The organism is Megalodesulfovibrio paquesii (assembly GCF_054653055.1).
On sequence record NZ_BAAIGQ010000005.1, the window covers coordinates 1,031,252 to 1,058,100 of the forward strand.

Sequence of the window (26,849 nt, forward strand, 5' to 3'; positions counted from 1 at the left end):
GGTGCTGAACGGCTGCCTCTCTACGCCACCCGCCGCATTTTGACAAGCCGACCCGATTTCAGTAAAGAAACTGCGCGACTCCGACAGGCTGCTGCAGCAGGTGTTTCTGCCACTCGCCCCGGGTGTGTCGCGGAACTCGCTCCCACAATCCTCAGATGGAGACGGCATGATGAACCTTCGCGAATACATCCGCGACATCCCGGACTTTCCCAAGCAGGGCATCCTCTTTTTTGACATCACGCCCCTGATGGCCGATCCGGCGGCCTTCCGCCATACCATTAATACCATGGCCGAACGCTTCAAAGACTCCGGCGCCACCAAAATCCTGGCGGCCGAAGCGCGCGGATTCATCTTTGGCGCGCCCCTGGCGTACGCCATGGGCATTGGCTTTGTGCCCGTGCGAAAGCCCGGCAAGCTGCCCTACAAAACCCGCAGCGTGACCTACGATCTGGAATACGGCACCGATACCCTCTCCATGCACGAGGATGCCGTGACCCCGGGCGAAAAGGTCCTGCTCATCGACGATCTGCTGGCCACGGGCGGCACGGCCGAAGGTCTGGTGCAGCTGGCCCGGGAAGCCCGGGCAGAGGTGGTGGGCATGGGCTTTCTGGTGGAATTGTCCTTCCTGGATGGCCCTGGCAAGATGCAGTCCATCGGCATCAGCTATGATGCGCTGCTGAGCCTGTAGCCTCCTCGCTCGCTGCTGTCATAAAAAAACAACGCCCGTTCGCCACTGTGCGGCCGGGCGTTGCGCTTTTTTTTGTGCGCCGGCAGCCGGGAGTCAGTGCATGGAGGAAGCAAGGATGGCGATGAGAAAAAGTGGCACCAGCAAGGCTTCCAGAAACAGGCACAGCTGGTGCGCCCCCACCACATCCGGCGCCCGCTCGGCCGCGCGGGCCGTCACCCGCAGGGGAATATCTCGCCAGTAGCGCACTTCGACATACTGCAACTGATGAAACGAAGCCCCCGCCCGCTGGTACAGGTAGATCCGAACAAAAAAATCCAGACAGGCCACGCAGGCAGTGTACGCAAAATATGCGTCAAAAATCGTGATCATACCCGGGCCTCCCCGAGCCCCTCGCCTCATCGGCTGAATGCCGGTATCAGCGCGGCCAGGCAGGGTCAAGTCTTCATTTTCATGCCCGGGATGCCGCAATATACATTTTTGGCAGATCAATACCAATCCCGGCAAAATCATTCCGCTTTGGAAGCCCTCAACCCTTGACGGCGCCGCAAGGCTTGGGCAGGCTCTGCAACCACAACAATCAACCTGTATTTCATCAGGGGCGTGACCATGCCAGTCATCGGCATCATTGGCGGCAGCGGCCTGGATAATCCGGATATTCTGGAGCATCCTCAAGACCTCTTTGTCTCAACTCCATACGGCTCCCCGACATCGCCAGTCAGAAAGGGAACCATCGCCGGCAAGCAGGTCTATCTTGTAGCCCGGCATGGCCGGGAACACATCACGCCGCCCACGTTTGTGAACTTCCGGGCCAAAATCCATGCCCTGAAGGAGCTTGGCTGCACAGCCATCCTGGCCACCACGGCCGTAGGCTCCCTGCGCCAGGAAATTGGCCGGGGGGACCTGGTGGTGCTGGACCAGTTTATCGACTTCACCCGCCACCGGCCGGTCACGTTTCATGAGAAATTCGAGCCGCATAGTCCAGTACATACTCCCATGGCCGAACCGTTTGACCATGCACTGCGAAGTCGGCTTGTCGCCTCTTGTGAAAAATTCAACTATCCCCATCATCCCAAAGGTACTGTCGTTACCATCGAAGGCCCCAGGTTTTCTACCCGTGCAGAATCAAACATGTTCCGCCTTTGGGGGGCGGATGTGATCAACATGAGCACCGCGCCGGAGTGCATCCTGGCGGCAGAGGCGGGAATCCCCTATGCCGCCGTGGCCATGAGCACGGATTATGACTGCTGGAAGACAGACGAACCTCCGGTGACCTGGGATGAAATTCTCCATACTTTCAAGGAAAATGTTGAAAAAGTGACGGGAGTGCTGGTGGATATGATTGCAGGCTTGTGACAACATGGGTATAAGAATTCCGAAGAGATGATCGCAGTGGCGGCTTTGTTCTTTTTGTCACAAGAACCCTGGGAATCGCTACACTTAGGGTGAATATCCCAGTATGTTAGGTTCGGCACATGCTGACCCGGCATAGCGAAGGAGGCACAATGCGTCTGACTCTGCTGCAGAAACTTGCAGGGCTCGTGGTGGTTGTCGTCGTCGTGCTGGCCTTGTCTATCGGTATCGCCTCTATCCGGATCATGACAGGCCAACTGGAACACGACTATGCCACCGACGTGGAACGAAAGTCGAAGTTTGGCGCGTTTTACCTGCAGAGCATCCAGGATAAATGTGTCAATATCGCCGTGTCCCTGGCTGCCGACACCCAGCTCATCAAGGCTGTTCAGGCCAATGACGCGGCTGTGACCAAGACCATGGTTGTCCGGACCATGAAGGCCATGGACATGCACGTGCTCGTCGTCACTGACGCCACAGGCAAGGTCATTGCCCGAGGGCACTCCGACCGCAGCGGTGACAGTATCGCCAGTCAGACCATTGTTTCCAATGCGCTGAGCGGGCGTACCTCCTCGGGCTTTGAAAGCGGCAGCGCCTCGGGCTATTCCATGCGCGCTGGCGCTCCCATCCTGCAGGATGGCAAGGTTATCGGCGTGGTGACTTGCGGCTTCGAGGTGGCTGGCAACGAGAAGCTGGTGGACAATATCAAGGATCTGTTCCTCTCCGAAGCCACCGTCTTTGCGGGCGATACCCGCGTGACCACCACCATCATTCGTGATGGAAAACGAGCCGTGGGCACCAGGATGGACAATCCGGACGTGCTCAAAACCGTGCTGGAACGGCGCGAACCGTTCAAAGCCAACAATACGATTCTCGGGCAGGATTACGCCACGGTGTACCTGCCGCTTCTTGATGCAGGCGGCAAGCCCAGCGGCATGTTCTTCCTCGGCGTGCCACGCAAGAACATCGCCGCCGCGCAGGCCAATCTCCGCAACGACCTGATTCTGGTCACCGCCCTGGCCGGGGTGGTGGTCCTGGCCTTGGGCGTGTACTTTGCCTACACCATCCGGACGCCCATCCTCAAAGCCACCCGCTATGCCGAGGCCGTGGCCGAAGGCAACCTTGACCTGACCCTCGACGTGCAAAGCAAGGACGAGACCGGGATTCTGGCCAACTCCCTGCGCACCATGGTGGCCTCGCTCAAGGAGCGCATTCAGGAGGCCAACACCATGCACGCCGAGGCGGCCAAGGAGGCCGAACGCGCCCGCAAGGCCATGCAGGAAGCCGATGAGGCCAACCAGCGCGCTGCCCTGGCCGCCCGTGAAGGTGTGCTGGATGCCGCGCGGCGCATTGAGGGTGTGGTGCGCTCGGTGAGCGCAGCCGCTGACGAGATGGCTGCCATGGTGGAGCAGATTGCCCGCGGCACGGCCGTGCAAAAGGATCGCATCCAGGAAACCGCCACGGCCATGGAAGAGATGAACGCCACCGTGGTGGAAGTGGCCCGCAACGCCTCCGACTCTTCCCGTCTGGCCCAGCAGGCCACGGATGCCGCCCGAGAAGGACAAAATGTGGTGGCCGACTCCAGCAAGGCCATCCTCGGGGTGGACGAGGCCGCCAAGGGTGTCGGCGAGCAGCTGGCCTCCCTGGGCAAGCTGGCCAACGGTATCGGGCAGATCATCACCGTCATCCAGGACATTGCCGACCAGACCAACCTGCTGGCGCTGAACGCGGCCATCGAAGCGGCCCGGGCAGGCGATGCCGGCCGGGGCTTTGCCGTGGTGGCTGACGAAGTGCGCAAGCTTGCTGAAAAAACCATGACCGCCACACGGGAGGTTTCCGGCAGCATTACCGCCATTCAGGAGGCTACACGCAAGGCTCTGAGCGCCATGGACCAAGCCTCCGGCCGAGTGCAGGCTGCGGCCGGGTTGGCCAGCCAGTCTGGGGAGGTGCTGCAACAGATTGTGGTGCAGGTGACGGAAAGCTCGGGGCAGGCCCAGGCCATCGCCGCGGCAGCCCAGCAGCAGGGAGCCGCCAGCGAGGAGATCCGGCGGGCCATTGAGGAAGTGAATGAGATCTCCGATGAATCCGCCAAGGCCATGGACAGGGCAGCGGACAGCGTTCGCAAACTGGCCGCCCAGGCCCGGGATCTCGATACCATTGTGGAAGGCATGAAATCGGCCTGATCCCGTAACCGGCTGCCCCTTGCCGGAGACGCATTCCATGAAAAGCCAGCGAGGTGACTCGCTGGCTTTTTTACGGCCGTTGCATGCATTGTGTTGTTGTCCCAGCCTGGCCCAGCCCAAGGCCGGCCGGGGCTGCCTTCTTCCGCAAGGCGCTCAAGACGAATCGGAGCACAGGGGAGGCTGGTGCAAAATGCCCCGGGACCCCCTTGCATCGGCAGGGCCAGTGCCTACGTTAAGTCACCCCGGGAACGCTCTCCCGGAAAATGCAGGATGCGGGGAGAAAAACGTATGGGATTTTGTCCTGTGCTTTTCAAGTGTTAGCATATAATCCCGGGATGTTTTCCCAGGCTGTTGGGGAAATAGCTTGGAATGGATGAGGGTTACGGGATGCGTCAAATTTCTGGAATCACGGACCTCTTCGGGGTCAATCCGACACAACGTGTTGACAATTTTGTCATGACTATTTTGTCAACCATGCGAAATAATTGATTTTTTCTGTTAACATTTTTGTTCATTTTAAGATGTGTGTTGACAGAGAAAATTCTTTGAGAGTAAGACGTTTACCCCACGCAAGAAACCGGGCCGCAGCAAGCATCCGGGAGCACTGCGCCTTCGGAAGCTCTGCGTGCGATGAAACACGCATTTCGAGGAGGGCGGCCTTGCTGTTCAAGCCCATCAGCCAAACGTTCCATGACTTCCTTGTCGAACGTGACAAGGAAAAGTGCATCAACTGCGAAGTCTGCGTCCGGCAGTGCCCGTATGACGTGTATTACTGGGACGATGCGCGCCAGCAGGTGATGCACGATTCCAGCAAATGCATCGGCTGCCACCGCTGCGAGGCCCTGTGCCCCACGGCGTGCATCACCATTCGCAGGAATCCTGCCGAGTTCCGGCCCAACAGTCTGTGGACGGGCACGTACATCAAAAACCTGTTCAAGCAGGCGGATACGGGCGGCGTGCTGCTCTCCGGCTGCGGCTGCCCGCAGGACAAGCCCATTTACTGGGACAAGCTCCAGCTGGACGCCAGCCAGGTGACCAATCCCTCCATCGACCCCCTGCGCGAGCCCATGGAGACGCGGACCTTCCTTGGCTCCAAGCCAGACGTGCTGGCCTTTGACGAGACCCCCCAGGGGCCCTGTCTCAAAGGTAAGATCGGGCCGCAGCTGACTCTGGAGTTCCCCATCATGTTCGGGGCCATGAGCTTCGGGGCCATCAACTTCAACCTACACAAGGCCATGGCCCTGGCCGCCACGGAAACCGGGACCTACTACAACACCGGCGAAGGCGGCCTGCACCAGACGCTGTACAAATACGGCAAGAATACCATCGTCCAGGTGGCTTCCGGCCGCTTCGGGGTCCATCGCGACTACCTGAACGCCGGCGCGGCCATCGAAATCAAGGTGGGGCAGGGCGCCAAGCCGGGCATCGGCGGCCACCTGCCGGGCGAAAAGATTGACGAGGAAGTCTCCAAGACGCGCATGGTGCCCCTGGGCTCGGACGCCATCTCCCCGGCCCCGCATCATGACATCTATTCCATTGAAGACCTCCTCCAGCTCATCTACGCCCTCAAGGAAGCCACGGAGTACACCAAGCCCGTATCCGTGAAGATCGCCGCAGTGCACAACGCCGCGGCCATTGCCGCCGGCATCGTGCGCGCGGGGGCGGATATCGTGGTCATCGACGGTTTCCGCGGCGGCACCGGCGCAGCGCCGACCATGATTCGCGACAACGTCGGCCTGCCCATCGAACTCGCCCTGGCCGCGGTGGACCGCCGCCTGCGCGACGATGGCATCCGCAACCAGGCCTCTCTGGTGGTATCCGGCGGCATCCGCTGCTCCGCAGACGTGGTCAAGGCTATCGCCCTGGGCGCGGACGCGGTGTACATCGGCTCCGCAGCCCTCATTGCCGTGGGCTGCACCATGTGTGGCCGCTGTTACACGGGCAAGTGCCCCTGGGGCATCGCCACCAACGAAGCCCGGCTCAAGAAGCGCCAGAATCCCGAAGTTGCCGCCAAACGCCTGGCCAATCTCATCAAGGCCTGGGGGCACGAAATCCAGGAAATGCTGGGCGGTATGGGGCTCAACTCCATTGAAAGCCTGCGCGGCAACACGGACAAGCTTCGCGGCGTCGGCCTCAACCAGGTCGAGCTGGACACCCTGGGCGTCAAGGCCGCTGGCCAGTAAGGAGCGCAGATGAAACGCATCTATCCGCAAAAGGACTATTGCATCGGCTGCCGCATCTGCGAACTGGCCTGCATCACCGCGCATTCCAAGTCCAAGGATCTGATCATCGCCATGCGCGAGGAGCGGTCCCAGGGCCTGGCTTCCTGCAAGGAAGTGTATGAACGCGGCTCGGCCTGCGTGGCGCTTTCCTGCCGGCACTGCGAAAACCCCATGTGCGTGGCGGCGTGCATCTCCGGCGCGCTGATCAAGGACCCCGTCACGGGCAATACCGTGTACAATGCGGACAAATGCGTGGGCTGCTGGTCCTGCCTGATGGCCTGTCCTTTCGGGGCCATCCATCGCAACATGCAGGCCGGCAAGATCGTCAAATGCGACATGTGCCAGGACCGCGGCGCCCCCGCGTGCGTGGACGCCTGTCCCAACAAGGCCCTGCTCTTCGAAGACCGCGGCTAATCACGGAGACCGGTACTCATCATGAAAGCGCCTGAACGTTATTGGGACTTTAACAAGGACATCTCCGGCTGCGGCGTCTTCGGCGTGCTGGACAGAAAGCGCGGCCTCATTTCCGGGGACATGCCCATCAAAGCCATGTGCACCATGCACGACCGCGGCAACGGCCAGGGCGGCGGCTTTGCAGTCTATGGCATCTATCCGGAATTCAAAGACTGCTACGCCTTTCACCTGCTGTGCGAAAACCAGGACGGCCTGAACAATGCCGAGGCGGTCATCAAAACCTACTTCGACATCAAGGAAAGCCATCCTGTGCCCACGCGCCGGGTCCTGTCCATCAAGAATCCCCCCATTGTCTGGCGGTTCTTCCTGACCCCCAAGGAAGACCGGCCCGACTGGAAGGACGCCACTGAGGCGGATTACATCGTCAACGTGGTCATGCACATCAACCGGAAAGTGGACGATGCCTTCGTCATGTCCAGCGGCAAGGACATGGGCGCCTTCAAGGGCGTGGGCTTCCCGGAAGACATTGCAGACTTCTTCCGCCTGGACGAATACAAAGGCTATATCTGGACCGGCCACAACCGGTTCCCCACCAACTCCCAGGCCTGGTGGGGCGGGGCGCATCCCTTCACCCTGCTGGACTGGGCCATCGTCCACAACGGCGAAATCTCCTCGTACGGCATCAACCGCCGCTACCTGGCCCAGCATGGCTACCAGTGCACCCTGCACACGGACACGGAAGTGGTGGCCTACCTGCTGGACCTGCTGGGACGCAAGCACAACCTGAGCCTGCGCATGATCAGCCACATCTTCGCCCCGCCGTTCTGGGACGAGATCGACCGCATGCCCACGGAGCAGCAGGAGACCTTCCGCGCCCTGCGCATGGTGTATGGCCCGGCCATGCTCAACGGCCCCTTCGCCATCCTTGTCACCAACAACACCACCATGATGGGCCTGAACGACCGCGTGAAGCTCCGCCCCCTGCTGGTGGCGGAACATGGCGACAGGATCTTCATGTCGTCCGAAGAAAGCTCCATTCGGGAAGTGCAGCGCGACCTGGATCGCATCTGGGCGCCCAAGGCCGGTGAACCTGTGATTGCGGAGGTGGAGGCGTAATGGCTGCCGACCAGCGATACGTCATCGACGCCGAAGGCGTCTACTACAAGCAGCTGAACGAGCAGATCCGCGCTGCCGTGCGCGCCGGACACAAGTCCATCGAACTGCTCAATGTCCGCGGCCAGCGGTACATCGCCAACTCCCTGGAAGGCGAAGATATTGACATTCTTGTCCACGGCGTGCCCGGGCAGGACATGGCCGCCTTCATGCGCGGCCCCCGCCTCACCGTGGAAGGCAACGCCCAGGACGGCGTGGGCAACACCATGGATGCCGGCGAAATCGTCATCAATGGCATGGTGGGCGACGTGCTGGGCTACGCCATGCGCGGCGGCCGCGTCTTCGTCAAGGGCGATGCCGGCTACCGCTGCGGCATTCACATGAAAGCGTACATGGACAAATTCCCCGTGCTGGTCATCGGCGGCAAGGCCGGGGATTTCCTGGGCGAATACATGGCCGGCGGGGCCATCATCCTGCTGGGCATGTTCTCGGACAAGCCTGCGGAGGTGCCCATCACCGGTCGTTCCCTGGGCACGGGCATGCACGGCGGCGTGATTTACATTCGTGGCAATGTGCCCGACTACCAGCTGGGCAAGGGGCTGGCCGCCAAGGAACTGGATGCGGACGAGCGCGCTTTCCTCGAAATGCAGATTCGTGACTACGCCACCGCTTTGGGGCTTGACGCCGAGGCCATTCTTGACGCACCCTTCCAGCGTGTGAAGCCCTACACCCATCGTCCCTACGGGAACATGTACGTGGGGACCAACTAAACCGGCCGTTTCGGTCGGAACATCTGCAAGCAGGAGCCATCCATGTTCTTTTGGGAAAGCGTGGCCTATGCCATGGGAGCAGCGCCGCAAGGCGACGGAGCGGCCGGCGGCAACCCCATCACCGCCTTTGCCCCGCTCATCATCATGTTCGTTATCTTCTATTTTCTGCTTATCCGTCCCCAGCAGAAAAAGGCCAAGCAGCACAAGGAGCTCTTGTCCAATATCAAGAAGGGCGACCATGTGCTCACCAGCGGCGGCATCTACGGCCGGGTGACCACCTCTGCCGAAGACGTATTAACGGTGGAAATCTCCAGCGGTGTTGAGATCAAGATCAACCGGAACTTCATCTCCACCGTGGTCAACCCGGACAAGTCTCCCAAAAAGAAAGAAAAGGGCGACGAAGAAAAGTAATATCCTCGCGCCCGGCAAACGGTTGCGTTTGCCGGGCGCTTCCGTATCGTTTTCCCCGTCGCCCGGTCTTGTGCGGGCGTTTCAGGAAGGTTTATCACCATGATGCAAAGCCTACGCTGGCGCGTAGGCATCGCCGTGTTTGTGGCGGTGCTTGGCGCCATCTATCTGCTTCCCACCTTTTCGGGCGTGCGCCAGTCTGCCTTGCACGCTGTACTGCCGGACAGCGCCATCAACCTCGGGCTGGACCTACAGGGCGGCATGCACCTGACCCTTGGCGTGGACATGGACACGGCCATCGAGAACAACCTTTCCCGCCGCGGCCGCGACCTGCGTGATGAAGCGCGCGAGCAGGGCATCATCCTCCTGCGGCCCACGGCCACCAAGGCCCAGACCCTGGAGTTTGTCCTCACCAAGGCCGAACAAAAGGATGCCCTGGACAAGCTCATCCGGGAGCATTACTCCGCCTACGAAATTCAGGAAAGCACCGCCCTGCCCGAAGGGCGCGTCAAGTACCTGCTGCGCATGACGCCCAAGTACCGGCACGACCTGGAAGCCCTGACCCTGGATCAGGCGGTCAAGACCATCCGCAACCGCATCGACCAGTTCGGTGTGGCCGAGCCGGATATCCGGCCCCAGCGTGATGAAAACCGCATCATCATCCAGCTCCCCGGCTTGAAAGAACGCGAACGGGCCATCGAAATCCTTGGCAAAACCGCGCACCTGGAATTCAAGCTCGTCCGCGATGACGTGGATCCCGAAAAAGCCCGCCTCGGCCTCGTTCCCGGGGTGGAGGCTGCCTCCCTGCGGCGCAAGCTGGCCGACGGGTCCGAGCATGACACGCCCATCGCCCTGGAAAAGGATGTGGTGCTGACCGGGGAATATGTGGAAGAAGCCAGCACCGGCTTTGACCAGATGAACCACCCCTCGGTGCTCATGCAGTTCGACCCCGCCGGCGCGCGCCTGTTTGAAAAGGTGACCTCCGAAAACGTCAACCGCCGTCTGGCCATTGTCCTGGATGGCGTTGTCTATTCCGCGCCCAACATCAATGAGCGCATCCCCGGCGGCCGGGCCTCCATCACCGGTTCCTTCACCGTGGAGGAAGCCCGCGACCTGGCCATTGTGCTGCGCGCCGGTGCCTTGCCCGCGCCCGTGCACATCCTGGAAGAGCGCAGCGTGGGCCCCTCCCTGGGGCAGGAAAGCATCGACAAGGGCATCACCTCGGCCCTGCTCGGTGGGGCTGTGGTCTGCATCTTCATGGCCATCTATTACGGCCTGGCCGGGATGGTGGCCAACATGTGCCTGTTCTTCAACGTCTATCTCATCCTGGGGGGCATGGCGGCCTTTGGAGCCACGCTGACCCTGCCGGGCATTGCCGGGATCATCCTGACCCTGGGCATGGCCGTGGACGCCAACGTGCTCATTTTTGAGCGCATTCGCGAGGAACTGCGCCGCGGCCTCACTCCCAGGGCGGCCATGCATGAAGGCTACTCCCGGGCCACGCTGACCATCGTGGACGCCAACCTGACCACGGTCATCGCCGCCGTCATTCTCTATCAGTTCGGCACCGGCCCCATCCGTGGCTTTGCCGTGACCTTGACGCTTGGCATCATGGCCTCCATGTTCACGGCGGTCTTTGTCTCCAGAATCTTCATGGATTTCTGGATTGCTCATCGCCCAGACGCCTGCAAGCGCATTTAAGGAACCGACTCATGGGACTGCGATTCATAAAAGACGAGCCTAACATCGATTTTGTCGGCATCCGGCGCATCTGCCTGGCCGCATCCGTGCTCATCATCCTGGTGGGGCTGGTCTCCCTGGTGCTCAAGGGTGGCCCCCGCTATGGCATCGACTTTGCCGGCGGCCTCATGGTGCAGGCCAAGTTCGAGCAGGCGCCCGATGTGGAGGCCATCAAAAAAGCGCTGGAATCACTCGGCCTGCCCGGCCTGGTGGTGCAGAGCTTCGGCCAGGAACAGGACCACGAAGTGCTGATCCGAAGCGGCCAGATTGATCGGACCACGGACGCCGTCAAGGCCGAGATCGACACCGCCCTGGCCAGCCTGAATAATCCGCACGACGTGCAGCGCGTGGAAATGGTGGGCCCCAAGGTGGGGGCAGACCTGCGCAACAAGGCCCTGGAGGCCATGTTCTACGCCGTGTTGCTCATTTCCATGTACATCTCCGGCCGTTTCGAGCACCGCTGGTGGGCTGCCGGCGCCATGGCTGGCGGTTTGATGATCACCGTGTACCTCTTCAACCTCGTCGGGATTCCCACGGGCGGCATTACCTTGCTGCTCATTGGGGTAACCATCGCCCTGTGTTTCTACCTGCGGCTGAATTACGCCCTGGGCGCAGTGGTGGCCCTGGTGCATGACGTGCTCATCACCGTGGGCATCTTCTCCTTGCTGGACAAGGAGTTCGACCTGACCACCATTGCCGCGCTCCTGACCATCATCGGCTACTCCCTGAACGACACCATCATCGTCTTTGACCGTATCCGCGAAAACCTGGCGGACACCAAATCCCGTAAGAGCCTTGCGGAAATCATCAACCACTCCATCAACCAGACGCTTTCCCGGACCATTCTGACCTCCGGGACCACGCTGCTGGTGGTGGCGGCCCTGTTCCTCTTTGGTGGCGGGGTGATTCACGACTTCGCCCTGGCCCTGCTTATCGGCATCGGCGTGGGCACGTATTCCTCCATCTTCATTGCTGCGGCCATTCTGCTGGCCTTCAAGCCCAAGGTGCAGCAAGAGTCCGCCGCTCCCGCATAGCGGCTGCGAGCCTTACCCCCCCTTGAACCAGACGGGCCGGCATGCCACGCGCATGCCGGCCCGTTGTTATTGGAGAGTCTTGCCGCCGCCTGGGGAACGACCGCAAAAGCGATTGGGCGCCGCACTGAATCTGCCGGCACATAAACAAAGCGCCTCCCGGAGGAGGCGCTTTGTGCGTTCACGGTGCGGAAGCGTCTGTTACCACTGCTTCTTGCGTTGTTCGGCCAGGGCGGCAGCCTGCTCGTCAAAGGAGGCAAAGCCCGCGTGGTGCAGGGCATCCATAACGGTGCTGTTCCAGTTCCAGTTGGCGTAGATGACGGCCTTGTGGAAGGTGGCACGGAAGCTTTCCATTTCCTGACGGTAGAAGCTTTCCTTGGCCGAGTCCAGGTTGTCGCGCAGCTGTTCATGCAGGCGGGCCAGCTCGCCTTCGTACCATTCCATGAAGTCCGCCGCGGTGGTGTACTTCTTGAGGATGTGCTCGTAATTGTGGTGCCTGATGGCTTTCTTGAGCCGCTCCAGGAACTGGTGGCAGAGCCAATCGCCCAGTTTGTCCGTGGTCAGGTTTTCCCTTTCCACCTCGGCGATGTCATGCTTGGTCTGGGCGTAGGTATCCGGCACGACAGAGGCGGATACGATGCCGGCAATGCTGACCAGACCGCGCAGGATGAGCGAATTCGACACGCCCTGCCCGCAGAAGCCGACCTTCTTGCCCATTTTCTGGCCGGTGAAGATTGTCACCAGGATGGCCCAGACCACGGCGGGGTCTTCCTCGTCGTAGATGTGGCGCAGGCGGGCGTTGTCCCGGTCCGTGGCCAGCACCATCTGGGTCATGTCGTTGGAGCCGATGGAGAAGCCGTCGAACTCCTCGATGAACTGCTTGGCCAGAATGGCGTTGGAGGGGATTTCGCTCATCATGTGCAGCTTGAGGCCGTCCTTGCCGCTCTTCAGGTGGTGGACCTGTTCGAGGTAGCGCTTCATGGCGCGGGCCTCTTCCAGGGTGCGGACAAAGGGCAGCATCAGCTGCAGATTAATGCCGCCGAAGATGCCGCGGGCGAGCTTGAAGGCTTCCAGTTCCCAGTCGTGAATATTGCGGGAAACGCCGCGGTAGCCCAGCATGGGGTTGTCTTCGAACTCCTCGAAGAGAATGCCGCCGATGAGGTTGCGGTATTCGTTCGATTTGAAGTCCGTGGTGCGGTAGATGATGGCCCGGCCGGAGAAGGCCATGGCAAAGAGAGCCAAGCCCTGGGCCAGGGTCTGCACATAGTGCTCGCGGCCGGTGCGGTAGCCCCGGGCCTTGAGAATTTCGCGGATGCGGCCAGGAACGCCGGTGAGATTTTCCATGGCGCCCAGCAGGCCAACCTTGAGGGCCACATCCCGGCGCATGTTCTCAATCTTTTCCAGCATGCCCTTGATGGCAGGATCATCCTTGACTCTTGCGGCCTGGGCCTTGACGGCAGCCTCGTACTCCTGGCGCATCTTGCGGGAGTCGGGGTCCTTGCCGGTCAGCGCGCTGATTTTGTCCTTGTAGCCCATGATCACGGCCACGTGCTCTTCCAGATCCGTGCTGGTCTTGAGGACGTCAATGCGCTGGGAGGCCAGGTTCACGTACTCGTCGAGCTTCTTGTCCATCTCGCGAATCTGGCGATGGATGGACAGGACTTCCTCGGTGGAGCGGGTGGATTCGCGCTCGGTCAGGGCGTCCAGTTCCTTGGCAATGCCCGTGACCGCGCCCACGTACTGGCGCAGCTTCATGTCCACGGAGACAACGCCGGCGGCCATCTGATCACGAATGATCTTGGTCAGTTCGCTGTCCAGCTGTTCCAGATGGCGCTCCACGGCCTGTTCCAGGACGCCGTTGTCGTAGGCTTCCAGGGCCAGAGGGTGGATGGCGATGTTGCCGAGCATGAATTCGGCGCGCAGCAGGCCGACTTCGAAATCCGGCGATTCGCGCAGCCGGGAGAGGAACATGGCCTGGCCCACGTCGGCCAGGATCAGACCAACCTTGGTCTTGGTGGCCGGGAAGGAGGAGACATCGATTTCGCCGCCGACTTCCACCAGGGGCAGGAGGCCGCGATAGGCCGTGCCCGTGGAGCCGTCCACGGTGATTTCCTGACCTTCCAGGCTCTTGAGCATTTCCAGGCGGCCGATGCCAATGACGGCCGGAATGCCCAGCTCGCGGGAGGTGATGGCTGCGTGGGAGGTATCGCCGCCCACATCGGCCAGAATGGCCGCCGCGATGCGCATGCCGGGGACCATGTCCGGATCGGTGCGTTCCGCAGCCAGGATATCGCCCTTGTTGATCTTGTTCAACTCAAGGGCGCTGCGCAGGAACTTCACTGTGCCCTGGCCGGCTCCGCGGGAGGCACCGTTGCCTTCGAGGACGATTTCGGCGCTCTGGCGGGCCTTGGGCTCGACTTCCAGGCGGCGCATGTAAATGGTGTGCGGGTGGTGCTCGAATTCCTCGTTCCACCGGGTTTCCGGCCGGGCCTGGACAAACCAGAGGCGGTCTGCGGCGTCGAAGCAGAATTCGGTGTCCATGATCATGCCGCCGTAAGCCTTGCTGACGGCGCGCACGCCCTTGGCCACCTCCTCGGCCTGGGCCAGGGAGAGGGACCAGCGGTAGATTTCATGCTCGGGGACATCGACAATTTTGGTGCCGCCCAGCACATCGTAAACAATTTTCTTGTCCTTGGCGCCCATGAACCGGATGACCACCTCGGAGCCGTCCTCGCGCTTGAAGACGTAGAACTTGTCCGGAGTGACCATGCCGCCGACCACGGCTTCACCGAGGCCGTAGCTGGCATCGATGGAGACGAGATCCTTGCGGATGGTGCCGCGGCAGCCGGTGGCCGTGTCCGCGCTGAAGGCGGTGCCGGAAATCACCGGGTTGATCATGCGCATGATGCAGACCGAGAGGGAGGTATTCTCAATGGACCATTCGATCTTGGCCTTGGTGGCGATTTCATCGTCGCCCGTGGCTTCGGCCTTGATCAGGGCATCGAGAATGGCCTCGCGGCGATACGTCATGGAGCGCAGGTTGTAGGCGGAGGCGCAGTCCCACTGGTAGGCTTCCACGCACTGGGTTTCGCCGACGATGTTCAGGTAGGTGTCCTGCAGGCCGGCAAAGGCCTTTTTGCGGCTGTCTTCCCCGGCGGCAGAGGAACGCACGGCAACGGGCTCGTCCTCGATGCCGGCTTCCTTGCAGATGTCGTTGTAGGCGTCTCGGACGGCTCGTTCGAGATCCGCAGGCATGTTCACGGAGAGGATGCCCACCTGCACAAGCACGGAGCGCTTGCGGAGCTGGTCGATGCCTTCGGGAGAAGTGGCGAAGCCTTCCACGACGTTATTGATGAATGTGCGCAGCTTGAGCTGATTGGCGCCTGGGTGGGCCAGGGTATCGCCCTTTACTTCCTTGGCCAGGCGACGCACAAAATGTTTGAGGAATTCCGGATCCTTGTTTACTTCCGCATCGTTCCAGTCAGTGCGGTTGTATTCGCGGTCCACCAGCTGGCGCACCAGGGTGGCGTTCACCTTGGTTTCGTCCAGCAGGCGGTGGAAGGCGATGGAGGAGATGGCCCGGAACTGCGGAGCGCGGATGCCCTGCACCTGGCTGATGATGGCGGTGTTGTAGTTTTTGCCGCCGACCAAGAGCTCGGCTTCTTCGCCGATGGCGACGATGTCCGCCCCGGTAAGGACCAGCTTTTCCTTCAGCTTGGCGATGTCCGGCGCTCCCGTCTGCTCCTGCCCCGGGCTCGCGGTCTCGGTTCCCTGTTCGGCAGCAGTGTGAGGGGCCTTCTGTGCTTCGGCCTTCGCTTTCGCCATCGTCACGCCTCCTTGGGGGCTCTGTCTGCTCAAGAAGCTGATTGTGGTGTGCGGCAGGGTGGCTTCGGGATGTGGAACCCCGACGCGCCTGCTGGCTGGTGATTCAGAATAAATAGCCGGCGCAGCCGTCACGCAGCGCCGGGGCATCTGAATTTATAGCCTGCGCTGGAGCGTTCGTCAATGTCACGATTTCGAGACAACCCTGCGGCGCAATACGGCTCATAACAGAAACGCCGTGGCCAATCCAAGAAAAATCAGAAAGCCGCCGGTATCTGTGCAGGCGGTGAGAAAGATGCTGGAGGCCTGGGCCGGGTCGCGGCCAAGGCGGCGCAGCACCAGCGGGATGGATGCGCCCACCGTGGCCCCAAGGGTCATGTTCATCAACAGTGCGCAACCCATGACCACGCCCAGGACCATGTTTTTGGTCACCAGTGTCACGGCTGCGGAAACCAGGATGCCGATGGCCAGGCCGTTGAGCAATCCTATGCGCAGCTCGCGCCGGATGGCAAAGTTGGATTTCTTTTCATCCATGGCTTCCAGCACCAGCTGCCGGATGACCACCGCCAGGGACTGCTGCCCCGTATTGCCGCCCTGGTTGCAGACAATGCCCATCAGCACGGCCAGAATGGCCATCTTTTCGATGGAATGCTCAAAAAAACCCACCACCACGGCAGCCATGAGGGAGGTGAACATGTTCACGCACAGCCAGGGCAGCCGTTTGTATACGGAGTGCAGCCAGGGGGTGTCCACGGTTTCGTCCACACCGGCGCCCACCATCCCCAGCATGTCCTCACTGGCTTCTTCGTGAATGATGTCGATAACATCATCGTGCGTGACCACGCCCAGGAATTTGCCGGCATCATCCACCACAGGCAGGGCCAGGAAGTTGTAGTGCGAAAGGCTGCGGGCCACTTCCTCCTTGTCCGTGCGTGCATTCACGGTAATGAGCGACCTGTCTCCAATGAGCTCGCGCAGGAGCACGCCAGGCTTGGCCACCAGCAGTTCGCGCAGGGAGACCACGCCCTTGAGTCGTTCATCTTCATCTACAATATAGGCATAGTAGGGGATTTCCTTATCCTCGATATCCCGGCGCAGGAGCGCGATGGCCTGGTCTGCCGTGAGGGCATGATCCAGCACCACGTTCTCCGTGTTCATGACCCCGCCGGCGGTGTCGGGGTCGTAGCGCATCAGGTGGGCAATCTCGGCGGCATCGGCCTTGTGCATGCGCTTGAGCAGGGACTCGCGCACGCCGCGGGAGAGCTCGTCCAGCACGTCGGCCGCATCATCATAGGACATTTCGGAGAGAATCTGCGCCGCCTGACCTGGCTCCAGGGTGGCCACCAGCTCGGCCCGGCTGTTGGTATCCATCTCGGAGATGGCTTCGGCCGCGTCCTCCGGGTCCAGCTGGCCCACGGTCTCCACCTGTTCTTCCAGGGGCATGGCCTCCAGATGGTCGGCGGCATCAGCAGGATGAACGTTTTCCAGGGAATCCTGATGCTCGTGCGGTTCGCCGGGCTGGCCAATCTGACTGGTCATGTCCAGCTGGGCGTCCTTCATCTCACGGGAAGCTTGATCGTGTTCGCTCATGACACACCTCGTTGCTGGAAACTCCACGGTCGGCCACCTTGACGAAACCCGAGGCGACGGCCTAACTACATGCGCCTGTCCGCAAGCGCGCCCCCTTCTAACAACACCTTGTGGCGAGCACAATGCTTCTCTATGGCATTCTCTCGACCGCACCCGAGGCCGCCTATGCTCCCCACCCTGGACGCCGTGTTTCCCGATCCCGTGCAGCAGGCCCAGATCCGCCATATGATTGAGGCCGCCTTTGCCGAAGATGGCCCGGACCTGACTTCGCGCGGGATTTTTTCTGCTGCAGAAACCCTCACTGCCACCTTGCGTTCCAAGGATACCTGCCGTCTGGCCGGCCTGCCCCTGACGCCGCTGGTGCTGGAACTGGCCGGGGGGGGTGTGGAGGCGGAGTATTTTGTGGAGGAGGGCGCGGATTTGACGCCCGGGGTCACCGTGGCGGTGCTGCGTGGCAGCGCCTGGACCATCCTGGCCGCCGAACGCGTGCTGCTGAACTGTCTGTGCCATGCCAGCGGCGTGGCCACCCTGACCAGAACGTATGTGGCCAGACTCGCCGGCAGCAGGACCCGCCTGCTGGACACCCGCAAGACCCTGCCCGGCCTGCGGGCCCTGGAAAAATACGCCGTGCGCGTGGGCGGGGCGCTGAACCACCGCATGGACCTGCACTCCATGCTCATGGCCAAGGACAATCACATCGACCGCGCCGGGTCCATCACTGCTGCGGTCACGGCCCTGCGCCGCGCCTACAATCCCTGCCCGCCCATGGTGGTGGAGTGCCGCACTGTGGATGACGTGCGCGAGGCCGTGGGCCTGGCCGTGGACCGCTGCCTGCTGGACAACATGGATGTGGAAACCCTGCGCCAGGCCCTGGCCTGCATTCCGCCCACGGTGGAGAGCGAGGTCAGCGGCGGCGTGTCCCTGGAGACCCTGGCGGATATCGCCCGCCTGGGACCGGATTTTGTCAGTGTTGGCCGGCTCACGCATTCCGCGCCCGTGGCCGATCTCAGCCTGTACATCGCACCAGCCGATCGCTAATCGATCACAAAGGACGCCATCATGACGCCCACTGAACGCATCCTCGACATCAAGACCCGCCTGGGCCAGGACCTGCTCATCCTGGCCCATCATTATCAGGAAGACGCCGTGGTCCGGCATGCGGATCAGACCGGGGACTCCCTGGAACTGGCCCGGGCCATTCCGGGCACCTCGGCCAGGTACGTGGTGTTCTGCGGTGTGGCCTTCATGGCCGAATCCGCCGCACTGCTGGCCCCGGCCGGGGTGGAGGTCTTCAACCCCGTGCCCGAAGCCGCCTGCGTCATGGCCGAGATGTCCCCGGCGACCTATGTGGAAGCCGTGCTCGCCCGGCTGCAGCATCCGGATAGCCCGGTCATCCCCCTGGCCTACGTGAACACCTCCGTGGCCACCAAGGCCGCGGTGGGCCGTTTTGGCGGGGCGGTCTGCACCTCGGCCAATGCCGCCACCATGCTGCAGTGGGCCCTGGACAAGGCCGGCCCGCAGGGCAGGGTGCTCTTCCTCCCGGACCAGCACCTGGGGCACAACACGGCCAACAAGCTGGGGATTCCGGCAGACAAACGCCTGAAGCTGGACATCCGGGACCGCGGCGCGCGTATCGACTTTGCCGCGGCCAGAAACGCCAGACTGCTGCTGTGGCCGGGCAACTGTCCCGTGCATGCCGTCCGCTTCAAAGTCTCGCAGATCGAGGCCATCCGCCGCAGTCAGCCCGAGGCCAGAATCGCCGTGCATCCCGAGTGCGCGGCTGAGGTGGTCAATGCCGTGGACGCCGCGGGCTCGACCTCGTTCCTCATCAAATATGCCGCCGAGGCCCCGGCCGGCAGCACGGTCTACATTGGCACGGAATGCAATCTGGTGGATCGCCTGACCAGACGCCACGCCGGCGAAAAGCACATCCTGCCCCTGGCCCGCTCCGGCTGCAGCAACATGGCCAAGACCACCGAAGCCCGCCTGGCCGACGCACTGGAAGCCATGCTGACTGGCGGGATCGCAGCCACCACGGTCTACGAGGGTGACATGGATCCTGCCAGACTGAGCCTGACCCGCATGCTGGAAGCCTGCGCGTAACAACCTGCAACGGCAGCTTTTTTACGACTGAAACAGAAGCCTGCGAGCGGGAATGCCTGAATGAAAGGCGTTCCCGCTTGCTTATGTGTGCAGCAGGCCCAGGCCACGGGCCACGGTGGTCATGGGGTCGGCGTCTATGCGCACGGGCAGGCGCAGGGTGCGTTGCAGAAAGGCAGCCAGGCCGCGCTGCAGGGCCACCCCGCCGCAAAGCACGATGCCCCGGCCAAGGAGATCCCCGGCCAGTTCCGGCGGGCAGCGCTCCAGCACGCTGCGGGCCATGTCCGCCACGGCGTCGGCATATCGCTGCAGGGTGGGCCGCAGCATGGAGGCCTGGATCTCCAGCGCACAAGGCAGGCCGCGCCGGGTGTCCACGCCCTTGAGCTGTCCTGTCCGCGCATCCTCCAGCGAGTCCAGGGACCCGAGTTCCCGCCGCAGTTCCTCGCAGGCGTCCAGGCCTGCGTGCAGATGGCGCGTGGATCGGAATTGCTGCTGCAGGGCTGCGTCCAGGTCGTCGCCTCCCATGCGCATGGTCCGGCTGACCACCATGGCCCCCATGGAGATGATGGCTGCCTCGCAGCAGCCGCTGCCCAGATCCAGCACCATGCTTGCCTCCGGCTCATGCACCGGAAGTCCGGCCCCCAGGGCGGCTGCCAGGGGCGACGGCATGCTATACAGCCGGGTGTAGCCCAGCTCCCTGACCAGACGCAGCAGGGCCTGGCGCTCCACGTCCGACGCTTCCAGGGCGATGGCGATGGCCATGCGCGCGCCGCGCCGCCGGCCCTGCAACGGGCCGTGCAGCAAGGCCTTGAGCAAAAGTTCGGCAATAGCCAAATCCGCCACCACGCCGCCCTGGATGGGACGCACCAGCCGGATGCCTTTGTGGGTCCGGCCCAGATAGTGCCAGGCCTGGTCGCCCACGGCCAACACCCGGCCGCCATCCGAGGCCTGCAGCGCCAGGATGCTGGATTCCTGAACCATTCGACCTGCTGCGCGTTCCCACAGGACCACCTGACGGGTGCCGAAATCCAGTGTCAGATCCGGAGCCCCTCCTCGCGGCGGCAAGCCGGGCATCAAAAACATGAGGCAGGCGCCGCCCGGCGCAGTTCGGGAAAACGTTTGCCATGCATGAGGCGCAAGCCGCCCCGGATGCCGGCGGCAAGCCCTTCGCCGCAGCCGGCGCGCGCCAGTTCCTGCCAGAGCAGGGCCACGAGTTGCAAGGCGTCCTCCCCCAGGTGTTTTACGCAGGCGAAATCCAGCACAAACCGCCGGCAGCGTCCGGGCGCGACCTCTGGCCCGTGGAGCCCTTCCAGCAGGGCATCTCCCAGGTTGAGCGCCGCCGGTCCGCGCATCTCGCCCTCCAGGCGGACATGCAGGCTTCCCGGCTGCATCCGGGCCAGCAGGATGTTGCCTTCCTTCAGATCAAGATACGCCACGTTCCAGCGCCGGCGCGGGGAGTGGACCTCCAGGCGGATCCGCCCCGAATCCAGCCGGGTCGCGGGGGCCTGCTGCAGACGGTCCGCCCCCTCGGCATTCAGGCGGAGCAGGGCGGCCAGACGGCGGGTCAGCGCGCCCGGCAGCGCACCCGGCAAAACACCCGGCAAAACACCCGGCAGGCTGGCGTGCGGGCTCCGGGCCGTTGCCCCCGGAGTGGCATTGGCATGGCCCACGCGAAGGCGATGCCCTGACTGGGACGCGTGCTGGCGTATGGGGTGAGGCATGGATTGGTACATGTCTGCCAGCAATACACCCTCACGCAGGCGCTGGTGAATAGGCGCGCCGCCCCATCTTCCCGGGATGATTTCCCGGAATATCCTGGGACACAATCCCGTCCATTTCCGGCATCTCCCTATCGACCGCATCGGCATCCCTAAGTAATACATGGTCATTTTAAACAACCCACCAGCCCACACCGAGCAAGGACTATGCAGATGCGGCCCAGACAAAACGACGTTATCGGCACCGCCAACCGCGGTACGGCCTGCGAATCCGGACTGTGCACCCTCTGCCGGGCAGACTGTGCCGGCAAGTGCGAAACCTGGCTCTCCAGCCTGCGCGGCCGGGCCATGCTCTATCCCAGGGACTTCGGCCTGATCACCGCCGGCAGCGACAACACCGAGCACGTTGGCGTTTCCTACAACTCCCTGCGCATCCGCGGCTCGCTGTTTGGCGCGCGCGGGCTGCCGGCGGGTGTGTCGGCCAATGCGGACCACTGCCTCTTCACCAACGTCAGCCTGGAGACCCGCTTCGGCCAGGGTGGCGGGCTTTCGGCCCGCCTGCCCATCATGACCGGGGCCCTGGGCTCGACCATCATAGCTGCCCGCTACTGGGATTCCTTTGCCGTGGGATGCGCCCTGGTGGGCGTGCCCATCGTGGTAGGGGAAAACGTTGTCGGCATCGACCGCGACGCCCGCCTGGAAAACGGCCGTATCGCCGAAGCGCCGGAACTGGACCGCCGCATCGCCATTTACCGCCGCTACATGGACGGCCACGGGGCCATCATCGTCCAGCTCAATGTGGAAGACGCCCGCAACGGCGTGGCCCAGTACATTGTGGACACCCACGGCGACGGCGTCATGATCGAGCTCAAATGGGGCCAGGGCGCCAAGAGCATTGGCGGGGAAATCAAGGTCTCCAGCCTGGCCTATGCCCGGTTCCTCAAGGAGCGCGGCTACCTCGTCGATCCGGACCCGGAACTGCCCGAGGTCCAGCAGGCCTTTGCCGATGGCGCCATCACCTGCTTTGCCCGGCACAGCCGCCTGGGCTTTACCGAGCAGGACGGCTGGGAGGCTGTGCGGGCCGAGTTCCTGGAGGCCGTGGCCTCCCTGCGCCGCTGCGGCTTTTCCCGCATCTCCCTCAAGACCGGCTGCTATGGCCTGGAAGCCCTGGCCATGGCCATCCGTCTGGCTGCGGAAGCGAAGCTCGACCTCCTGACCATCGACGGTGCCGGCGGCGGCACGGGCATGAGCCCCTGGAACATGATGGAAACCTGGGGCGTGCCCTCCCTGCCCCTGCACGCCAAGGCCGCGGAATACGCTGCCCTGCTGGCCGCCAATGGCCTGCCCCCGGCAGACATGGCCTTTGCCGGCGGCTTTGCCCGGGAAGACCATCTCTTCAAGGCCCTGGCCCTGGGCGCGCCCTTCACCAAGCTGGTGTGCATGGGCCGGGCGATGATGATCCCCGGCTTCCTGGGCGCGAACATCGAAGGGGTGCTCCGGCCGGAGCGCAAGGCCGCGGTGCACGGCAACTGGGAGCAGCTGCCCAGGACCGTCCAGAGCCTGGGCGAGACGCCGGAAAAACTCTTTGCCTGTTATCATGAGGTCCAGGCCAGGATCGGGGCCAAGGCCATGCAGGAGATTCCCTTGGGCGCGGTGGCCATGTGGTGCCTGGCGGACAAGCTCGGCGCTGGCCTGCAGCAGCTCATGGCCGGGGCGCGCAAGTTCCGGCTGGATACCATCAGCCGCGAGGATCTCTTCTCCGCCAACGAGGAAACCGCCAAGACCACCGGCATTCCCATGTACACCGAAGCCGGCGACGAGCTGGCCCGTCGCGTCCTGCTGGGCTGACCCATGCCGGCAGTGGCGGTTTGGACGCCAGCCTGATACCATGGATACCATGCCCTGCGGCGGGGTGCCGTGCCTCAATGGCACCCCGCCTGCAGCGGCCTTGCCCTTGCACCAGACCAAGCCATGAATCCGGAACACGCGATGCCCGCCGCTTTATCTCCATCTCCTGTCTCCAGCCCCGTGGAACTTGCCCTGCGTGAACGGGTCAAGGAGCTGGAATGCCTGTATGCCGTCTCCCGGCTGGCCCAGCGCCCGGAGCTGCCCCTCAATGCCCTGGGATGGGAAGTGGCGGGGCTGCTGTGCCGGGCCTGGCGATATCCCGAACTGGCCGTGGCGCGGGTGGAGCTGGAGGGGCAGGGGGTGGCCAGTCCCGGCTTTGTACGCACCGCCTGGCGGCAGACGCGGGAGATCCTGGCGCACGGGACACCTGCCGGCCGGCTCGAACTCTGCTACCTGCGTTGGCCTTCAGATCAGGCCGCCGAGGATGAGGCGCCGTTTCTGGAAGAGGAAGACCGCCTGCTCCAGGCCGTGGCCGAGCAGTTGGGCCGCATGCTGGAATCCCGCCGGGCCGAGGCCCGGCTGCAGGCCCTCTCCCGCGAGCTGATCCGCGCCCAGGAGGCCGAGCGGCAACGCATTGCCCGGGAACTGCATGACGACGTGGCCCAGACCCTGTCCATGCTCAAGATCGGGCTGGAATCCCTGCCGGATCGTCAGACCGGGCAGGCCGAATTGCTGCCGCTGGCAGCCGCGGCCGGACAGGCCATCGAAGCCGTGCGGGGCATAGCCTACGACCTGATGCCGCCGGGGCTGGCCCAGCTGGGGCTGGTGAGCACGATCTTCAAACTGTGCGAGGACGTCTCGGCCCGGTGCAATCTGCCTGTGACCTTCCGGGCCGAGGGGATGGATGCGGTTCCCCTGGATTTCGAGCATCAGATCAACCTCTACCGCATCGTTCAGGAAGCCTTGTCCAATGTCCGCCAGCATGCCGGGGCAGGGCGGGTGGAGGTCAAGCTGGTGGCGGCGCACCCTTCGCTTTTTTTGCGGGTGGAGGACGACGGCCGGGGGTTCGATCCGCACCTCCCGCCCCTGGATGGCCGGCACATGGGCCTCTGGAGCATGGACGAACGGGCCCGGCTGCTGGGCGGCACCCTGCAGTTGCGCAGCACACCCGGCAGGGGGACCAAGGTGATTGTGGAACTGCCACTGACGAACGCGCCGGGCCTGAAGCCTGGCTGGAATGGACGGAGGACCGCATGACGTGCCGACGCGTCCTGCTTGTGGATGATCATCCCCTGTTTCGGGAGGGACTGCGCTCGCTGGTGCGCAAGACCGGCCGGTTCGAGGTGGTGGCCGAGGCCGGCAGCTGCGCCGAGGCGCTGCACCTGCTGCAGCACTCGGTTTCCACCATGCCGTCGGAGAATATCGCGCCGCCCCTGGTGGACATCGCCATTGTGGACATTTCCCTGCCCGACGGCAGTGGCATCGAACTGCTCAAGGAGCTGCAGCGCCTGCGCCCTGACCTGCGGGTGGTGGTGGTCAGCATGCACTGCAAGATAGAATTTGTGTCCGAGAGCTTCCGGGCCGGCGCCGGGGCCTATGTGCTCAAGGAGTCCAGCGCCGAAAGTCTGGCCCAGGCTTTGGACGCCGTCTGTCGAAACGAGCAGTACCTGGACAGCGCCGTCTCTCCCAAGGTCTTGCAAAAGCTGATGGAGTTCTCGAATCGTCGGGAGATGATCTCTGACTCGCCCTACGCCCGGCTCACCCGGCGCGAGCAGCAGATCTTCCGCCTTCTGGCCGAAGGGGTCCACCCCTCGGACATTGCCGCCCAGCTGTTCATTTCCCGCAAGACTGTGGACAACCATCGGGCCAACATCATGGGTAAGCTGGGCCTGACCACCACCATCGAACTGGTGCGCTATGCCGCCCGGCTGGGCGTGGTGGACCTGGAATCCTGATCCACCCGCCACAGACCGGGGCGTGCTCTTGCCTACACCGTCACCCGGATATCCGCAGCCAGCACGCCGGCCACGATCTCGCCGCGCCAGATGGGTGTGGAGATGGTGATGCAGGGCGAGTTGGTGGCCGAGGAGACGTACACTGGCGAAATGTATGTATCCTGCAATTTGAGCGGGCCGGCAAACCAGGGGCGGTTGCTCCAGTTGCGGCCTCGTGCGGCAGGATCGTTCAGATGGGTCAGCCCGGTGCCGCCCACGTTTGCCGTGATCTGCACCCCTTTGGCGTCCGTGGCATACAGCAGCTCAAAATAGCGCGAGGCAGCCGCGGCCTGCCGCATGGCTCCTTCCATCTGGGACGGCTCCAGCCGCTGCATGCCGGCGGCCATCTTTTCCAGCTGGGCCTGGACCTCGCCCTTGCCAATGAGCTGGAGCACGCCGTTGCAGGTGACGAGTTCCTCAGCCTGACGGCTCAGGTCGGCGATGGTCTTGCTGGCGGCGAGCATGCCTTCGGTGGTGCGGGTGGAAATCTCGTGGATGCGGGACACGGCCTGGCTGATGTCCGCGCTGGCGCCGGCCTGTTGCTCAATGACCGTGGCCAGTTCCTGGACCTGATCCGCAGCGTTCTGGGCCAGGGAGACGATATCCGTAAGCGCGGTGCGAGATTCCGCGGCCCGATCCGCCGCGGCGTCCACGGCCCTGGAGGCTGCGTCCACATGGTTCAGGCTGGTGCGCGCGCCCTGCTGGATGCCCTGAATGGCTTCGCCCACCTCGCGGGTGGCCTGCATGGTTTTTTCGGCCAGCTTGCGGACCTCGTCGGCCACCACGGCAAAGCCGCGGCCGGCGTCCCCGGCCCGGGCCGCTTCGATGGCCGCGTTCAGGGCCAGCAGGTTGGTCTGGTCGGCAATGTCGGAAATGGTGGTCATCACCGCGCCAATGCTCTCGGCCTGCTGGCCGAGCTGGGCCATGTTGGTGGCCAGGGCTTCCGCCTCCTCGCGCACGGAGGTGATGGCGTCCACGGACTGATCCACCACCCCGGCCCCCCGGGTCGCCTGGGTCCTGGCTGCGGCAGCGCTTTCCGCAGCCTGCCGGGCCCGGGACGCTGCATGATCAAACGCCGTGGTCATGACGGCCACCGCTTCGGCCGTGCGATCCACTTCCACCTGCTGGCCGGCAGCGCCGTCGCCCACGTCTGCAGCCACGCCCTTCAGCTCCCTGGCCATGGAGGAAATGGACTCGGCCACCTGTTCCAGGGTTTCGCCGGCAGCCAGCATGCCCGTGCGGCGGGTTTCGTCCTTGACGATCAACCGCTGGGCCTGTCTGCGGGCGGTATCGGCACTGGCGGCATGCTCGGTGGCTTCGTGCGTCAGGGCATCAGCCTTGTCCAGGGCATCGTGCAGGGCTTCCACCATGGTGCACAGGGCGGTCCGCAGCTGGGCCAGCCGGCCAAGATAGAAGTCTCCGGCCACACAGGCCGGGCGTTCTCCCTTGGCCACGGAGTTGGCGTATTCCGCCAGCTCCTGCAACGGCGAAATAACCCGCCGACGCAGCAGCCAATTCAGCCCCACGCCGGCAAGCGCCGCCACAGCCAGCCCGGCAAGGCCGGCGGCAAAGAGCGCATCGCCCAGCGCCGCGCGAACATCCGCCCCGCTGACATCGACCCCCCACCAGACGGTTGCCAGCATCACACCGCCAATCAGCAATAGACCCAGCCCATACGCGCAAACGACCAAAAACCTGATTGTCATGTTCATCCTGGTATTCCCGGGGAATAATGTGGGAGTTTCCCGGATTGCCCCATCCCCGTACTGCTTTCGTACACAAATGATCTTCGGTCAATTACGGAATGTCCCTCTCCCACCCCAGATACAAAATTGTGAAATTTTAGCGTTGTCTTTTC

Annotated in this window: 21 protein-coding genes; 15 read left to right on the top strand and 6 right to left on the bottom strand. The window is 63.1% G+C overall.

The genetic code is table 11. From position 1 onward, the window contains the following. The first annotated feature begins 169 nt into the window (after positions 1 to 169). The gene (locus tag ACYQ00_RS11260) at positions 170 to 688 is read left to right on the top strand and encodes an adenine phosphoribosyltransferase (RefSeq protein ID WP_460032523.1); all 519 of its coding nucleotides are present in this window, start codon (positions 170 to 172) and stop codon (positions 686 to 688) included. Positions 689 to 781: 93 nt separating this feature from the next. On the opposite strand, the gene ACYQ00_RS11265 is transcribed toward ACYQ00_RS11260, so the two are convergent. After that, positions 782 to 1,057: a hypothetical protein gene (locus ACYQ00_RS11265; RefSeq protein ID WP_460032206.1), complete on the bottom strand. Its 276-nt coding sequence runs from the start codon at positions 1,055 to 1,057 to the stop codon at positions 782 to 784. A gap of 237 nt (positions 1,058 to 1,294) precedes the next feature. On the opposite strand from ACYQ00_RS11265, the gene mtnP reads away from it, so the two are divergent. The 9 genes from mtnP (at position 1,295) to secF (ending at position 11,922) form a co-directional block, all read left to right on the top strand. Beyond that, positions 1,295 to 2,041, top strand: coding sequence for an S-methyl-5'-thioadenosine phosphorylase (gene mtnP / locus ACYQ00_RS11270; RefSeq protein ID WP_460032207.1), 747 nt, complete (start codon positions 1,295 to 1,297; stop codon positions 2,039 to 2,041). Positions 2,042 to 2,190: 149 nt separating this feature from the next. Further along, on the top strand, positions 2,191 to 4,221 hold the full coding sequence (locus ACYQ00_RS11275) for a methyl-accepting chemotaxis protein (RefSeq protein ID WP_460032208.1): 2,031 nt from the start codon (positions 2,191 to 2,193) through the stop codon (positions 4,219 to 4,221). A 659-nt stretch (positions 4,222 to 4,880) separates the two neighbouring features. Then, entirely contained in the window at positions 4,881 to 6,404 is a 1,524-nt protein-coding gene (locus ACYQ00_RS11280) for a glutamate synthase-related protein (RefSeq protein ID WP_460032209.1), read from the top strand. Positions 6,405 to 6,413: 9 nt separating this feature from the next. After that, positions 6,414 to 6,857 (top strand): 4Fe-4S dicluster domain-containing protein, encoded by a 444-nt coding sequence (locus ACYQ00_RS11285; protein WP_460032210.1) that lies wholly within the window; start codon positions 6,414 to 6,416, stop codon positions 6,855 to 6,857. Between the two features lie 21 nt (positions 6,858 to 6,878). Further along, a complete protein-coding gene (locus ACYQ00_RS11290; RefSeq protein ID WP_460032211.1) occupies positions 6,879 to 7,973 on the top strand; it encodes a class II glutamine amidotransferase in 1,095 nt (364 codons plus the stop codon). After that, entirely contained in the window at positions 7,973 to 8,740 is a 768-nt protein-coding gene (locus tag ACYQ00_RS11295) for a GltB/FmdC/FwdC-like GXGXG domain-containing protein (protein ID WP_460032212.1), read from the top strand. The genes ACYQ00_RS11290 and ACYQ00_RS11295 overlap by 1 nt, the downstream gene beginning before the upstream one ends. 42 nt (positions 8,741 to 8,782) lie before the next feature. Continuing rightward, positions 8,783 to 9,151 (top strand): preprotein translocase subunit YajC, encoded by a 369-nt coding sequence (yajC, locus tag ACYQ00_RS11300; protein ID WP_460032213.1) that lies wholly within the window; start codon positions 8,783 to 8,785, stop codon positions 9,149 to 9,151. A 99-nt stretch (positions 9,152 to 9,250) separates the two neighbouring features. Further along, a complete protein-coding gene (secD, locus tag ACYQ00_RS11305) occupies positions 9,251 to 10,849 on the top strand; it encodes a protein translocase subunit SecD (RefSeq protein ID WP_460032214.1) in 1,599 nt (532 codons plus the stop codon). An 11-nt stretch (positions 10,850 to 10,860) separates the two neighbouring features. Beyond that, complete coding sequence (gene secF / locus ACYQ00_RS11310) at positions 10,861 to 11,922, top strand: protein translocase subunit SecF (RefSeq protein WP_460032215.1); 1,062 nt, start codon at positions 10,861 to 10,863, stop codon at positions 11,920 to 11,922. A 198-nt stretch (positions 11,923 to 12,120) separates the two neighbouring features. Here secF and ACYQ00_RS11315 read toward each other — a convergent pair whose 3' ends face one another. Both ACYQ00_RS11315 and mgtE read right to left on the bottom strand, forming a co-directional pair. Continuing rightward, positions 12,121 to 15,744, bottom strand: a complete 3,624-nt coding sequence (locus tag ACYQ00_RS11315) for a PEP/pyruvate-binding domain-containing protein (protein ID WP_460032216.1) — start codon at positions 15,742 to 15,744, stop codon at positions 12,121 to 12,123. Positions 15,745 to 15,963: 219 nt separating this feature from the next. Further along, positions 15,964 to 17,331, bottom strand: a complete 1,368-nt coding sequence (gene mgtE / locus ACYQ00_RS11320) for a magnesium transporter (protein ID WP_460032217.1) — start codon at positions 17,329 to 17,331, stop codon at positions 15,964 to 15,966. A 165-nt stretch (positions 17,332 to 17,496) separates the two neighbouring features. Here mgtE and nadC point away from each other — a divergent pair, with 165 nt between their 5' ends. Together nadC and ACYQ00_RS11330 are read left to right on the top strand one after the other, a co-directional pair. Next, on the top strand, positions 17,497 to 18,369 hold the full coding sequence (gene nadC, locus ACYQ00_RS11325; protein ID WP_460032218.1) for a carboxylating nicotinate-nucleotide diphosphorylase: 873 nt from the start codon (positions 17,497 to 17,499) through the stop codon (positions 18,367 to 18,369). A gap of 21 nt (positions 18,370 to 18,390) precedes the next feature. Continuing rightward, the gene (locus tag ACYQ00_RS11330; RefSeq protein ID WP_460032219.1) at positions 18,391 to 19,434 is read left to right on the top strand and encodes a quinolinate synthase; all 1,044 of its coding nucleotides are present in this window, start codon (positions 18,391 to 18,393) and stop codon (positions 19,432 to 19,434) included. 81 nt (positions 19,435 to 19,515) lie between these two features. Here ACYQ00_RS11330 and ACYQ00_RS11335 read toward each other — a convergent pair whose 3' ends face one another. Together ACYQ00_RS11335 and ACYQ00_RS11340 are read right to left on the bottom strand one after the other, a co-directional pair. Continuing rightward, complete coding sequence (locus ACYQ00_RS11335; RefSeq protein WP_460032220.1) at positions 19,516 to 20,514, bottom strand: rod shape-determining protein; 999 nt, start codon at positions 20,512 to 20,514, stop codon at positions 19,516 to 19,518. Continuing rightward, positions 20,505 to 21,152 (bottom strand): hypothetical protein, encoded by a 648-nt coding sequence (locus ACYQ00_RS11340; protein WP_460032221.1) that lies wholly within the window; start codon positions 21,150 to 21,152, stop codon positions 20,505 to 20,507. The genes ACYQ00_RS11335 and ACYQ00_RS11340 overlap by 10 nt, the downstream gene beginning before the upstream one ends. A 204-nt stretch (positions 21,153 to 21,356) precedes the next feature. On the opposite strand from ACYQ00_RS11340, the gene ACYQ00_RS11345 reads away from it, so the two are divergent. The 3 genes from ACYQ00_RS11345 (at position 21,357) to ACYQ00_RS11355 (ending at position 24,952) form a co-directional block, all read left to right on the top strand. Then, positions 21,357 to 22,997 (top strand): glutamate synthase-related protein, encoded by a 1,641-nt coding sequence (locus tag ACYQ00_RS11345; protein WP_460032222.1) that lies wholly within the window; start codon positions 21,357 to 21,359, stop codon positions 22,995 to 22,997. A gap of 123 nt (positions 22,998 to 23,120) precedes the next feature. Continuing rightward, positions 23,121 to 24,254, top strand: a complete 1,134-nt coding sequence (locus ACYQ00_RS11350; protein WP_460032223.1) for a sensor histidine kinase — start codon at positions 23,121 to 23,123, stop codon at positions 24,252 to 24,254. Beyond that, complete coding sequence (locus ACYQ00_RS11355; RefSeq protein WP_460032224.1) at positions 24,251 to 24,952, top strand: response regulator; 702 nt, start codon at positions 24,251 to 24,253, stop codon at positions 24,950 to 24,952. Before ACYQ00_RS11350 ends, ACYQ00_RS11355 begins: the two co-directional genes overlap by 4 nt. 32 nt (positions 24,953 to 24,984) lie before the next feature. Here ACYQ00_RS11355 and ACYQ00_RS11360 read toward each other — a convergent pair whose 3' ends face one another. Next, the gene (locus tag ACYQ00_RS11360) at positions 24,985 to 26,634 is read right to left on the bottom strand and encodes a methyl-accepting chemotaxis protein (RefSeq protein WP_460032225.1); all 1,650 of its coding nucleotides are present in this window, start codon (positions 26,632 to 26,634) and stop codon (positions 24,985 to 24,987) included. Positions 26,635 to 26,849 lie beyond the last annotated feature (215 nt).

Coding starts and splice junctions, on each gene's coding strand:
- ACYQ00_RS11315 (WP_460032216.1), bottom strand. CDS start 15,744: ATGGCGAAAGCGAAGGCCGAAGCACAGAAGGCCCCTCACACTGCTGCC.
- ACYQ00_RS11340 (WP_460032221.1), bottom strand. CDS start 21,152: ATGCCTCACCCCATACGCCAGCACGCGTCCCAGTCAGGGCATCGCCTT.
- ACYQ00_RS11290 (WP_460032211.1), top strand. CDS start 6,879: ATGAAAGCGCCTGAACGTTATTGGGACTTTAACAAGGACATCTCCGGC.
- ACYQ00_RS11275 (WP_460032208.1), top strand. CDS start 2,191: ATGCGTCTGACTCTGCTGCAGAAACTTGCAGGGCTCGTGGTGGTTGTC.
- nadC (WP_460032218.1), top strand. CDS start 17,497: ATGCTCCCCACCCTGGACGCCGTGTTTCCCGATCCCGTGCAGCAGGCC.
- ACYQ00_RS11360 (WP_460032225.1), bottom strand. CDS start 26,634: ATGCTGGCAACCGTCTGGTGGGGGGTCGATGTCAGCGGGGCGGATGTT.
- ACYQ00_RS11350 (WP_460032223.1), top strand. CDS start 23,121: ATGAATCCGGAACACGCGATGCCCGCCGCTTTATCTCCATCTCCTGTC.
- ACYQ00_RS11285 (WP_460032210.1), top strand. CDS start 6,414: ATGAAACGCATCTATCCGCAAAAGGACTATTGCATCGGCTGCCGCATC.
- ACYQ00_RS11295 (WP_460032212.1), top strand. CDS start 7,973: ATGGCTGCCGACCAGCGATACGTCATCGACGCCGAAGGCGTCTACTAC.
- mgtE (WP_460032217.1), bottom strand. CDS start 17,331: ATGAGCGAACACGATCAAGCTTCCCGTGAGATGAAGGACGCCCAGCTG.
- mtnP (WP_460032207.1), top strand. CDS start 1,295: ATGCCAGTCATCGGCATCATTGGCGGCAGCGGCCTGGATAATCCGGAT.
- ACYQ00_RS11355 (WP_460032224.1), top strand. CDS start 24,251: ATGACGTGCCGACGCGTCCTGCTTGTGGATGATCATCCCCTGTTTCGG.
- ACYQ00_RS11345 (WP_460032222.1), top strand. CDS start 21,357: ATGCAGATGCGGCCCAGACAAAACGACGTTATCGGCACCGCCAACCGC.
- ACYQ00_RS11335 (WP_460032220.1), bottom strand. CDS start 20,514: ATGTTTTTGATGCCCGGCTTGCCGCCGCGAGGAGGGGCTCCGGATCTG.
- yajC (WP_460032213.1), top strand. CDS start 8,783: ATGTTCTTTTGGGAAAGCGTGGCCTATGCCATGGGAGCAGCGCCGCAA.
- secF (WP_460032215.1), top strand. CDS start 10,861: ATGGGACTGCGATTCATAAAAGACGAGCCTAACATCGATTTTGTCGGC.
- ACYQ00_RS11330 (WP_460032219.1), top strand. CDS start 18,391: ATGACGCCCACTGAACGCATCCTCGACATCAAGACCCGCCTGGGCCAG.
- secD (WP_460032214.1), top strand. CDS start 9,251: ATGATGCAAAGCCTACGCTGGCGCGTAGGCATCGCCGTGTTTGTGGCG.
- ACYQ00_RS11265 (WP_460032206.1), bottom strand. CDS start 1,057: ATGATCACGATTTTTGACGCATATTTTGCGTACACTGCCTGCGTGGCC.
- ACYQ00_RS11260 (WP_460032523.1), top strand. CDS start 170: ATGAACCTTCGCGAATACATCCGCGACATCCCGGACTTTCCCAAGCAG.